General features: G+C 59.5%; 8 protein-coding genes. All 8 read left to right on the top strand.

Annotated elements, in window-relative coordinates; genetic code table 11:
* Nucleotides 1-128: 128 nt before the first annotated feature.
* On the top strand, nucleotides 129-1,598 hold the full coding sequence (locus tag FDY93_RS06070; RefSeq protein WP_138234858.1) for a metallophosphoesterase family protein: 1,470 nt from the start codon (nucleotides 129-131) through the stop codon (nucleotides 1,596-1,598).
* The gene (locus tag FDY93_RS06065; protein WP_138234857.1) at nucleotides 1,598-2,971 is read left to right on the top strand and encodes an SLC13 family permease; all 1,374 of its coding nucleotides are present in this window, start codon (nucleotides 1,598-1,600) and stop codon (nucleotides 2,969-2,971) included. The genes FDY93_RS06070 and FDY93_RS06065 overlap by 1 nt, the downstream gene beginning before the upstream one ends.
* Nucleotides 2,972-3,155: 184 nt before the next feature.
* A complete protein-coding gene (locus FDY93_RS06060; RefSeq protein ID WP_138234856.1) occupies nucleotides 3,156-5,330 on the top strand; it encodes a prolyl oligopeptidase family serine peptidase in 2,175 nt (724 codons plus the stop codon).
* Between the two features lie 196 nt (nucleotides 5,331-5,526).
* Entirely contained in the window at nucleotides 5,527-6,423 is an 897-nt protein-coding gene (locus FDY93_RS06055) for a MaoC/PaaZ C-terminal domain-containing protein (RefSeq protein ID WP_171018905.1), read from the top strand.
* Nucleotides 6,424-6,538: 115 nt separating this feature from the next.
* Nucleotides 6,539-7,912: an efflux transporter outer membrane subunit gene (locus FDY93_RS06050; RefSeq protein ID WP_138234854.1), complete on the top strand. Its 1,374-nt coding sequence runs from the start codon at nucleotides 6,539-6,541 to the stop codon at nucleotides 7,910-7,912.
* Between the two features lie 45 nt (nucleotides 7,913-7,957).
* Nucleotides 7,958-9,427, top strand: coding sequence for an efflux RND transporter periplasmic adaptor subunit (locus FDY93_RS06045; protein WP_220446114.1), 1,470 nt, complete (start codon nucleotides 7,958-7,960; stop codon nucleotides 9,425-9,427).
* The gene (locus tag FDY93_RS06040) at nucleotides 9,424-10,155 is read left to right on the top strand and encodes an ABC transporter ATP-binding protein (RefSeq protein ID WP_138234853.1); all 732 of its coding nucleotides are present in this window, start codon (nucleotides 9,424-9,426) and stop codon (nucleotides 10,153-10,155) included. Before FDY93_RS06045 ends, FDY93_RS06040 begins: the two co-directional genes overlap by 4 nt.
* Nucleotides 10,142-11,362, top strand: a complete 1,221-nt coding sequence (locus FDY93_RS06035) for an ABC transporter permease (RefSeq protein ID WP_138234852.1) — start codon at nucleotides 10,142-10,144, stop codon at nucleotides 11,360-11,362. Before FDY93_RS06040 ends, FDY93_RS06035 begins: the two co-directional genes overlap by 14 nt.
* The last annotated feature ends 41 nt before the right edge of the window (nucleotides 11,363-11,403 follow it).

Genomic DNA, 11,403 nt, shown 5'->3' with positions numbered 1-11,403 from the left:
ATTCGGGGTTTATGCTGGTACCGCACGGCTATTGCGTGCGGGGCCGGTTGCAGTTGTGGGTTGGGGCGCACTGTGAGGAATTGCCCAAACGGATGTGGGTGCGGTGTACTCCACAGGGCGCAGGGCCGGTGTCCCACTGCGAAGCCGGTTGCCGCGATTTTCCGCTGCAATTAGAGCGCGAGGCGCCTTCCCTGCGTTACACCGTGCTGCTGTTGCCCGTCACCCCCGGTTGCCGCTATCAGGCTTCCCTGTGGGCACTGGACGAGCAGGGCAGGGCGATTGAACTTGCCGATGCGGAGTTCCGCGCGCGCCCGCGCAGTCTCTCGGATGGTTTCAACGTTTGGTACGGTTCCTGCTTTTATGGCAAGGCAGACAAGGGCGCACTGGCGGCGGCCTTTGACGCCCTCCCACAAGACTGTCGCCCAGACGTTTCCTTTCTTGGCGGCGATCAGGTATATCTGGATACGGCGGTGGCAACCGCCGGCTGGGGCTTTGCCCCCATTCCGGGTCTGAGCATCGTCAAATCCCTGCGTCTTGCGGCATTGTATGCCGCGGAAGGTAAGGCGGAACTCGAGCGGATTTTCGCTGCGGAATACCGCGACAACTGGCAACGGGGTCTGCACCGGGTGCTGCGCTCAGGCAATCACCATTTTCTCGCCGGTGATCACGAATTCTGGAACGATTACCCCAACCCGCCGGGATTTTTCTGGGGGCTCGCGATTGCCAGCCTCCGGCAAATCTGGAAGTCGAGCGCGCAAGCATTGTTTGACGCCTACCAGTTGCCCGAGGGCAATGCTTCGGACCAGTTTGCCATTGGCAATGAGCTTGAGTTTTTCTACCTGGATACCTACCTGCAACGGGAGCGGGGAAACAACGCGAGGTTCACCGATGATGCGACTCTTGAGCGCGCGTGTACCTGGCTGCGGGGGCTCACCTGTCCGGGGGTGCTGGTACTGCCCATGCCACTGCTGACCAACTGGCACTGGCGCAAAGGAGGCTGTTTCAAAGCGCGGTTAAAAAATGCTTTTGCGGCCTGGCTGGTGAAACTGGGACTGGGCGACCACTCGCTGGCCGACACCGCCCAGTATGAGCCACTGGTACAGGCATTACACGATTGCCCGCAAGATATTTTGATCCTTGCAGGGGATGTGCACTACAGTCGCCTCACACGCATGGAACTGAACGGAAAGCAGGTGGTGGAAGTGGTATCTACACCGCTGTCCTGTCTGCCGAGCGCGGGTAGCCGGCCCGACACCACGGTGAAAACTTTTCCCGACAGACCCGTCGCGGATATCCAAGCGCCGGTGGAATATGTCAAAACTGGAAGTTACCGCAAGAAATTGATCGGCCATATGTCGGACAACAATTTCACCACGCTGAACTTTTCCCGCGTAGAGAACGGCATCAATGTCCATGTCCGGTGCTGGAATGTCAATGCGCGCAATGCCGATGGCCAACTGACCCGTGACTGGGAACTGGCAGACGTGTTGCTGCGCCGGCGCAGTGTCGCGGTAACGGCAGCGGTTGCACCGGTCAGCGCAACTGCAGGTAAACCGCAGCGCGAACCCGAGACTCTCACTACGGAGGCTCAGGAATAATGGTGCTCAGAACTTTATTCTTATTGCTCGGTCCCGTGCTGGCGGTGGCGTGTTACTTCCTGATGGTTGCTTTCGGCATGTCCTACCTGCCGGCAGTCACCGCAGCCATCACGGTACTTACTGTCGTGTGGTGGATTACCGAAGCACTGCCCATTCCCGCCACGTCCATCGTGCCGTTCGTACTATTTCCGTTGTTTGGCGTCGGGGATCACAAACTGGTGGCGTCGTCACTCGGCAGCCATGTAATCCTGCTGTTGATGGGCGCGTTCATGTTGTCCAAGGCGCTGGAAAAAAGTGGCGCGCACGAGCGGTTGGCACTGTACATGCTGAAACTGGTGGGCATTTCCAGCGGGCGGCGTCTGGTGCTTGGGTTTATGCTCGCGGCAGGGCTGCTCAGTATGTGGATTTCCAACACCGCCACTACCCTGATGATGCTACCCATCGCGCTGGCCATCCTGTCTCGCGCCGACAATCACCGGCTCACGGTGGCGCTGATACTGGGGATTGCCTATGCCGCCAGTCTCGGTGGCGTCGGCAGCCCGCTGGGCACACCACCGAATGTGATTTTCATGGGTATTTATGAAGAGTTTACCGGGCGGGAATTCAGCTTCCTCAGTTGGATGAAAATCGGTTTGCCAGTGGTATTGCTTACACTGCCTCTGATGGCTCTGTGGCTGACCCGCGGCATTCAACTGAATAAATCGCTGGAGGCACCGCCGGTCGGCGAGTGGCGGCCGGAAGAGGTGCGCACTCTGTTGGTTTTCGCCGTGGCGATTCTGTTCTGGGTAACCCGCAACGAGCCTTTCGGTGGCTGGAGCGGCCTGCTGGGTGTGGAAGGGGCCGGTGATAGCACCGTGGCGCTCGGCGCGGTGGTGTTGATGTTTCTGATTCCCAACGGCAAGGGTGGCCATCTATTGGACTGGCCGACGGCGGAAAGTATTCCCTGGGGGATGTTGCTGCTGTTTGCCGGCGGTATCGCCATTGCAAAAGGATTTGTGGTTTCCGGCCTGAGCGAGATGATGGGACAAGCGCTCGTCTCACTCACCGACATGCCGTTGTGGTTGATGTTGGTGGTGTTGTGTCTCTCGGTCACGTTTCTTACCGAAATCACCAGCAATACCGCCACGGCGACACTGCTGATGCCGATTCTCGCGGTGGTCGCCACCAGCGCCGGGCTCGACCCCATGGTGCTGATGATTCCCGCTGCCATGTGCGCAAGCTGCGCTTTTATGCTGCCGGTAGCCACCGCCCCCAACGCCATCGCCTACGGTACCGGCAAGGTGCGGATTCAGGAAATGGTGCGCGAGGGCGCGGTGCTGAGTGTGCTTGCCTCCCTGGTGATCGCGGGGGTGTGTGGCGTGATGCTGTCCTAGCGGATTAGTTGGTCCGCTGCTTATTGATTAGATTTTTGTTTTTTAATTTATTTATTTGGTGGCTTATTATCCTGGGTTTTTCCGCTTTCCGGCATTTCCTTGATCTGCCCGCGGGAATTGGGTTTCCTAATGGTTTTGCAAAATCCATCCAATGTATTGGGAGCAACCGGGAGGTCCCCGAATAATGAAAAAACTATCCGCACTGGCCGTGGCCGGAGTACTGGCTGCCTGCTCGGGAGAGTCCCCGGAGAACACCAAATCCATGAGTGAAACTGTAGAGGCGGCACCCGCCGCACAGACGGCGGCGTTGACGTATCCGCCGACCCGCAAAGACGATGTCATCGATACGTATTTTGGTACCGAGATCGCCGATCCCTACCGGTGGCTGGAAGATGACCGCAGCCCGGAAACCGAAGCCTGGGTGAAAACCCAGAACAAAGTCACCTTCAGCTATCTCGATCAGATTCCTTACCGCGATGCCCTCAAGCAGCGCCTGGAAGCCCTGTGGAACTACGAAAAAGTTGGTTCGCCCTTTAAAGAAGGCGATTACACCTACTTCTACCGCAACGACGGTCTGCAGAACCAGTATGTGGTTTGGCGCAAGAAGGGCGATGGTGAAGCGGAAGTTTTCCTCGATCCGAACACCTTCAGCGAAGATGGCACGACCTCACTTGCCACGCTGGAATTTTCCAAAGATGGTTCCATCGCTGCCTATGCGGTTTCGGAAGGTGGCAGTGACTGGCGCAAGATCTACATCATTAATGCAGAGACCAAAGAGGTGCTCGAAGCACCATTGGTGGATGTGAAATTCTCCGGCATCTCCTGGAAAGGTAACGAAGGTTTTTACTATTCCAGCTACGACAAACCGGAAGGCAGCGAGCTGTCTGCCAAGACCGACCAGCATAAGCTCTATTACCACAAGCTGGGCCAGCCCCAGGCTGAAGACGCGCTGGTATTCGGCGGTAGCGAGGCTCAGAAGCGCCGCTACGTATCCGGCACCGTGACAGAAGACGACCGCTATCTGGTGATTTCCGGCGCTACGTCCACCTCCGGCAACGACCTGTTCATTGTGGATCTCACCAAGTCTGACGCCCCGCTGGTGCCGGTACTGACGGATTTTGATTCCGACACCTACGTAATCGACAACCAGGGCAGCAAGCTGTTCCTGGTCACCGACCGCAATGCGCCCAACAAGAAAATCGTCACCGTGGATGCGGCCAATCCGGTACCGGAAAACTGGCAGGACTTTATTCCCGAGACCGAAAATGTACTGACGGCCTCCACCGGCGGTGGTTACTTCTTTGCCGAGTATATGGTGGATGCGCTGTCCAAGGTCTACCAGTACGACTACAACGGCAAACAGGTGCGTGAAATCGCGCTGCCTGGCCCGGGCAGTGTGAGCGCGCCCGACGGCAAACGCGAAGACAAAACCCTGTATTACACCTTCACCAACTACAAGACGCCATCCACCATTTTTGCGTTTGACGTGGAAGAGGGTAAATCCAGTGTTTACCGCGAATCCGGTGCCAAGTTCGATCCGGCCGGTTACGAGTCCAAGCAGGTGTTTTACACATCCAGGGACGGCACCAGGGTGCCGATGCTGATCACCTACAAAAAAGGTCTCAAGCTCAACGGCAAGAACCCGACCATTCTGTACGGCTACGGCGGCTTCAACATCAGCCTGACCCCAAGTTTCAGCATCCCCAATGCGGTGTGGCTGGAGCTGGGCGGCGTGTACGCGGTGCCGAACCTGCGCGGTGGCGGCGAGTATGGCAAGCGCTGGCACGATGCCGGCACCAAGCTGCAGAAGCAGAATGTGTTCGACGACTTCATTGCCGCAGGTGAATATCTGATTGAGCAGCGCTACACGTCCCGGGATTACCTCGCGATTCGCGGCGGTTCCAACGGCGGGCTGCTGGTGGGTGCAGTCATGACCCAGCGCCCGGACCTGGTGAAAGTCGCGCTTCCCGCGGTGGGGGTAATGGACATGCTGCGCTACCACACCTTCACCGCCGGCGCCGGCTGGGCCTACGATTACGGCACTGCCGAGCAGAGCCAGGAAATGTTCGAGTACCTGAAAGGCTATTCCCCGGTGCACAACGTGAAGGCGGGTGTGAATTACCCGGCGACTCTGGTCACTACTGCCGATCACGACGATCGCGTGGTACCGGCGCATTCCTTCAAGTTTGCCGCCGAGCTGCAGGCCAAACAGTCTGGGGCGGTACCGACCCTGATCCGCATCGAGACCAATGCGGGCCACGGTGCCGGCACTCCGGTGTCGAAATCCATTGAGCAGTATGCGGACATTTTCGGTTTTACCCTGTACAACATGGGCATTAGCGAATTGCCCCAGGGCTGAACCGATTCCGAAAGGACGTTTCGCGTAATTCAACGCAAAACCCGGCAACTGCCGGGTTTTGTCATTTTTACGGCATCGTTGACTGGCAGAATGGCGTAGCATCGGGCTACCTGCCCGTATCCATTCGATTTATCATGCGGAGCTTGTTGTTCAGATGCACAGGATTGCCACTGCGCCTCGCGCGGTAAACACACCCATGCCGTTACAATTTGATCTCGATACCCGCCCGGCCATATTGCCGTTGTATTTCCGCGCCCTGACTGCCCGCAAACCGGGCCGGCTCCCTCCGGGGCAGGAGCGGGTGCTCGCCAGTGTATTGCTTGGCAATCAGGCGGTTGATCCCGTTCATCTGCAGATATACCGCGATGTCTGTGGTTTTGGCCCCGGGCAGCATCTGCCGGCAACCTATCCTTTTGTACTGGCCATGCCTTTGCAGCTGAAACTGCTGGTCAGTGAGGCATTTCCGTTCCCGGTGTTGGGGGTAGTCCATGTGCGCAACAGCATTACTCAGTACCGCCCGTTGCTGGAGCGTGAACATCTGGATATACGCTGTGATCTGGCTGCCGCGGTCGCGGTTAAACGGGGCTATGAGTTTGAGTTGCTGACAAGCGTGCGTGTTAACGGGGAGCTGGTATGGGAGTGTGTCAGCACACTGCTGAGCCGCACGCCTCACGGGGAAGCGAAAGTGTCCAGGCCGTCTAGCGGCAAGAAAGCCTGGGTGGCACCTGTGGACGAGGGCTGTGCGAGCGCGGTCAACTGGCAGGTGCCCGCGGATATCGGCAGGCGTTACGCGCGTGTTTCCGGTGATCGCAACCCCATTCATCTCAGCGCCTCCACCGCAAAAATATTCGGATTCCCGCGCGCCATTGCTCACGGTATGTGGACCAAAGCGCGCTGCCTGGCGGCGTTGGAGGAGGGGGCCTACGCGGGAACCCTGCCGGACCGGTTCACCTTGGGTGTGGACTTCATCAAGCCGATATTTCTTCCGGCAGAAGTCCTGTTTCAGTCCGCGCAGAGCGCGACAGGCACCGGATTTTCGCTCAGCAGTGGCGGCAGGCGCGTGAATCTGACCGGCGCGCTGGTTCACTGTTGAGCCGTGGGCTGCGCCTGCGGTTCTCAGCCGGACCGCAATTAAAGTTAATTACCCAAAGTTAACCCTTCTTAACGCGGCTTTTTCAAGGCGCTGCGGCATTCTATGGTCATTCAAAATGGATGACTCTGATTACGCCGTGAACAAAAAATCCCCTTTACTCCGAACCATCCCGGTGCTGCTCGCCATCACCGTCGGTGGTGTCGCGACCGTCGGCCCGGTATTCGCCGCGGACATCGACGGCAAATCCGTCGCGGGGGAATTGCCCGCGACCGCCACTGACTGGTGGCAGCGTTTTGACGACCCCTTGATGGTGGACCTGGTCGGCGAGGCGCTCGCGGCCAACCCGGATTTGCGCAGTGCACAGGCCGCCCTGCGTGCCGCCCACGCTCAGGGTGTTATCGCCGGTGCCGCACTGCAACCGGAGCTGAGCGGCAGCAGTTCAGTCTCGCGCAGCGACGATCAGAGCCGTTACGGCGCAGGTCTCAGTGCCAGCTGGGAACTGGATCTGTTCGGAGCCAACCGCGACAGTGCCCGCGCCGCTGGGGAAGATATTCAGGCCTCTTCCGCCAGCCTGCAGGATGCGCAGATCTCACTGGCCGCGGAAGTGGCCAGCAGCTATATCGATCTGCGCCGTGCCCAGGCGCAGGCGGATATCCTCAAGCGCAACCTCGCCGCGCAGCGGGAAACGGCAGAGCTCATTGAGGCCCGTTACCAGGTGGGGCTCGACAGCGAACTGGAACTCACCCAGACGCGCCTCAGCCTCGGCCAGCTACTGGTGCAGTTACCGGCGCAGGAGAGTGCCGTCAGCCAATCTATGCACGCCCTCGCGATACTTTCCGGCGCAGAGCCGGATGCATTGAACGCGCGTCTGCAACAGCCCGCCGGAGTGCCTTATGTGGCGCAGCCCCTGGCCGCGGAGAGTGACATTGCGGCCGATCTGGTGCGCCGTCGCCCGGATCTGCGCGCTGCCGAGCACAACGTAGCCGCTGCCGGTTACCGCCGCGACGCCGCCGAAGCCGCGCGCTATCCCAGCTTCCGCCTCGCTGGCGGGTTGGACTTCAGCAGTCTCGACGCCGCGGATCTGTTCGATTCCGCCAGCATGGCGCGCTCGCTGTTGGGTTCCATCAGCGTGCCGATTTTCAACAGTGGCCGCCTCAAGCAGCAGGTCACTGTGCGCGATGCGCAGTACGACCAAGCGGTGAACAGCTATCAGAAAACCCTGCTTGCAGCGCTCGCGGAAGTGGCCGATGCCTTTGCCACACTAGAAAGCAGTGAACAGCGTATCCCGCAGTTGAGCGAAAATCTCACGCTCGCCCGCAATGCGCAACAACTGGCGTTTTCCCGCTACCAGGCGGGCGCAGTAAATTTCCAGACGGTGCTGGATGCCCAGCGTCAGGTATTGAGTGCGGAGCAGAATTTACTGGAGGTTCGCGCAGAAAACTCCCTGGCGGCCATCGGCCTTTACCGCGCCCTCGGCGGCAGTTGGTAGTGGCGATCAAGCGAAAGGGAACAGGGAATTGTGGAGAAAAATCCAATGAATGGCAGTAACGAATCCGTGCGCGACATGCTGGACAAAGCCGGTAACCGCGGACTGTTTGCGGGTGTGTTCAAGCGCGGCAGCCGCGTTAAAGACAACAATGCACCCCACGCACGCGCTGCGAATGCAGTGCGTTTTCCCCACAAAAAATGGCTGATTGCCGGCACCCTCGGTGCCGCCGCACTGGGTGTGTGGGTACTCAGCGGATTTTCCGGTGGCGACAGCCCGCAGTTTTCCACTGCGGTTGTCGGCCGTGGCAATCTGGAAATCACCGTTACCGCCACGGGCAACCTGCAGCCGTTGAATCAGGTTGACATCGGCACAGAAGTTTCCGGCACGGTGGAAACTGTGTCCGTGGACTACAACGATCACGTCAAGAAGGGCCAGGAACTGGCGCGGCTGATCACCGTGCAATGGCAGGACCAGGTGCGCAAGAGCAAGGCCGCGCTCAGTTCCGCAAAAGCGCGCGAACAGCAGGCGGAAGCCTCGCAGATTGAAGCCGCCCAGAATCTAAAGCGTCTGCGGGACCTGAAGCGGGCGACGGAAGGCCGCCTGCCCGCGCAGGCCGAGCTGGAGGCCGCGGAAGCCACTGAGCGTCGCGCCCGTGCTGACCTCGCGGTAGCCGAGGCCAATGTAGACTCCGCCTCGGCAGATCTCGCCACCGCCGAAACTAATCTCGCCAAGGCCATCATCATCTCGCCCATCGACGGCGTAGTGCTGTCCCGGGTGGTGGAGCCCGGGCAGACGGTCGCCGCCTCACTGTCGGCACCGGTCCTGTTCACCCTCGCGGAAGATCTGTCAAAAATGGAGCTGGAAGTGAGCGTGGATGAGGCGGATATCGGCCAAATGGACAAGGGGCTCAGCGCGCGCTTTACCGTCGACGCCTGGCCAGGCCGCGAATATCCCGCGGAGGTTACCCGCGTGAGTCTCGGTTCCAGCATTGTCGATAACGTTGTGTCCTACTCAACCCTGTTGTCGGTGGAAAACCCGGATCAGACCCTGCGCCCGGGTATGACCGCAATCGCCACGATTGTTACCGAATCCAAGCAGGATGTGTTGCTGGTGCCAAATACTGCGTTGCGCTTTACGCCGCCGGCGGAGTTGATACCGGAAGCGGAAAACAGTGAGGGTGGAATAGCACGCGGTCGCTCGCGCGGGGAGGATGGGCCATCCGCTGAGCGCCAGGGAAATCGCGCGGGCGAACGCAGCGGAGAACGAGGCGGCATGCTCGCGCAGCTGATGCCGGGCCCGCGCCGTTTTATGGGCCCGCGCAACCGCAATCAAAGTGAGAGTGCACCGCAACTGCTGAACCGTGGCCCGCGCCGTGTCTGGGTGCTGGAAAATGGCCAGCTCAAGCCCGTGCGTGTGCGTACTGGCGTGAGTGATGGACGCTTTACGGAAGTTGTTGACGGCCCGCTACAAGAGGGCGCGCAAATCGTGACGGGAATGACGGGAGTGCGCGGATGAGTGCGTTGCTGGAATTCTCCGGGGTTACCAAAAGTTATGGCCAGGGCGACGTCGCCTTTCAGGCGCTGCGCGGTGTAGACCTGAAAGTGAACGAGGGGGATTTTGTCGCAGTAATGGGCCCCAGCGGTTCCGGTAAATCCACGGTGATGAACATCATTGGTTGCCTCGACGTGCCCACCACCGGCAGCTACCGCTTTCGCGATGTGTGCATCGAGGATCTGTCGCGCAACGAGCGCGCGCTGCTGCGCCGGCATTTTCTCGGTTTTGTGTTCCAGGGCTTCAACCTGCTGGCCCGTACTTCCGCACAGGAAAATGTCGAACTGCCGTTGCTATACCGCGGCGAGCCTGCAGATGTGCGCGCTGCCGCAGCCAAACGCGCACTGGCGCAGGTGGGCCTTGCGGGTTGGGAGCACCACACCCCGGCGGAACTCTCCGGTGGCCAGCAACAAAGGGTCGCCATTGCCCGCGCGATTGTCACTAATCCGACCTTACTGCTTGCTGACGAGCCCACTGGCAATCTCGATACCCGCCGCAGCCATGAAATCATGGAGCTGCTAGCCTCCCTCAACCGCAACAATGGCATCACGGTATTAATGGTCACCCACGAAGAGGACATGGCGGCCTACGCCCGCCGGGTGGTGCATTTCGTGGATGGGCTGGTAGCGCGCGACGAAGTGCAGGAGCAGGCCGCAGGCCGGTTGCAGGAGCGCGATCATGCTGTGGAGTAGTCTGTTATTGGCGGTGCGCGAAGTACGCCGCAATATTCTGCGTTCGTTTCTCACCGTGCTCGGTATCGTCATCGGTGTATCTGCGGTAATCACCATGGTAACGCTCGGTAATGGCGCCACCGAGTCCGTGCGTCAGCAGGTGGAAAACCTGGGCAGTAATCTGCTGATGCTGCGACAGGCGAGATTTCGTCGCGGTCCGCCCGGCAGTGCCGGTGCCAGCGGTCCACCCCCGTTCAAGCTGAGCGATGTGGACGCCATTCGCGAGCGCATCCCGGGCATTGCCGCTGTGGCTCCGGAAATCGAAGTGAACAGCACCGTAGTGGCCTATGCCAAAAACTGGTCCACGGAAGTGGTGGGCACTACCGCGGACTACTTCCTTGCCGGCAGCTGGGAACTCGCCGCCGGGCGCTTTTTCAACGAGCAGGAGGCAAATAGCGGTGCAACCCTATGCGTGATTGGCGAAACCATCCGCAAGGAACTCTATGGCACTACGGCTATGCCGGTGGGCGAAAGCCTGCGTGTGAAAAATTTCTCATGTGAAATCATCGGTGTGCTGAAATCCAAAGGGCAGGCACCCATGGGCGATCAGGACGATAAAGTGGTGATGCCGCTCGGCGCCGTACAACGCCGGCTCGCCGGCAGCCGCCGCAGCATATCCGACATCATGATTTCCGTGGCGAGCGCGGAACAGATAGATACCGTCAAGTTGCAGCTGACCGCGCTGATGCGCGAGCGGCGGCGATTGGCAGCCAACGAAGACGATGACTTCAACGTGCTGGACACCCGCCAGATCGCCGACACCCTCTCCGGCACCACCCAGGTACTCACTGGCCTGCTCGGCGCGGTCGCATCAGTAAGTCTGTTGGTGGGAGGCATCGGCATCATGAACATCATGCTGGTGTCTGTTACCGAACGCACGCGGGAAATCGGTATCCGCCTCGCCATTGGGGCATTGGAGCGGGAAGTACTATTGCAGTTTCTGATTGAAGCAGTGGTGCTCGCAGCACTGGGGGGGCTATTGGGAATACTCATCGCCACCATCGCCTCAGTCACACTCGCTGCACTGATGGGGCTGCCCTACCATTTCGATGTGGGGATCAACTTGATTTCCTTCCTGTTCTCCGCGGGTATCGGTGTGCTGTTTGGTTATATGCCCGCAAGACGCGCGGCGCAGCTGGACCCAATTGACGCATTGCGGCATGAGTGAAGTGGCGCAGCGAAAACACCAGGTTTTTAAAAGAAAGGCTG

The sequence above is a fragment of the Microbulbifer harenosus genome (genome assembly GCF_005771435.1).
Lineage (GTDB): Bacteria > Pseudomonadota > Gammaproteobacteria > Pseudomonadales > Cellvibrionaceae > Microbulbifer > Microbulbifer harenosus.
The sequence above is the reverse complement of the archived record's forward strand: the minus strand, read 5'-3'. Positions and strand labels throughout refer to the sequence as shown.

Excerpts from the sequence above, each read along its gene's own strand:
- FDY93_RS06065 (WP_138234857.1), top strand. The coding sequence starts at position 1,598 with ATGGTGCTCAGAACTTTATTCTTATTGCTCGGTCCCGTGCTGGCGGTG.
- FDY93_RS06060 (WP_138234856.1), top strand. The coding sequence starts at position 3,156 with ATGAAAAAACTATCCGCACTGGCCGTGGCCGGAGTACTGGCTGCCTGC.
- FDY93_RS06055 (WP_171018905.1), top strand. The coding sequence starts at position 5,527 with ATGCCGTTACAATTTGATCTCGATACCCGCCCGGCCATATTGCCGTTG.
- FDY93_RS06050 (WP_138234854.1), top strand. The coding sequence starts at position 6,539 with ATGGATGACTCTGATTACGCCGTGAACAAAAAATCCCCTTTACTCCGA.
- FDY93_RS06045 (WP_220446114.1), top strand. The coding sequence starts at position 7,958 with ATGAATGGCAGTAACGAATCCGTGCGCGACATGCTGGACAAAGCCGGT.
- FDY93_RS06040 (WP_138234853.1), top strand. The coding sequence starts at position 9,424 with ATGAGTGCGTTGCTGGAATTCTCCGGGGTTACCAAAAGTTATGGCCAG.
- FDY93_RS06035 (WP_138234852.1), top strand. The coding sequence starts at position 10,142 with ATGCTGTGGAGTAGTCTGTTATTGGCGGTGCGCGAAGTACGCCGCAAT.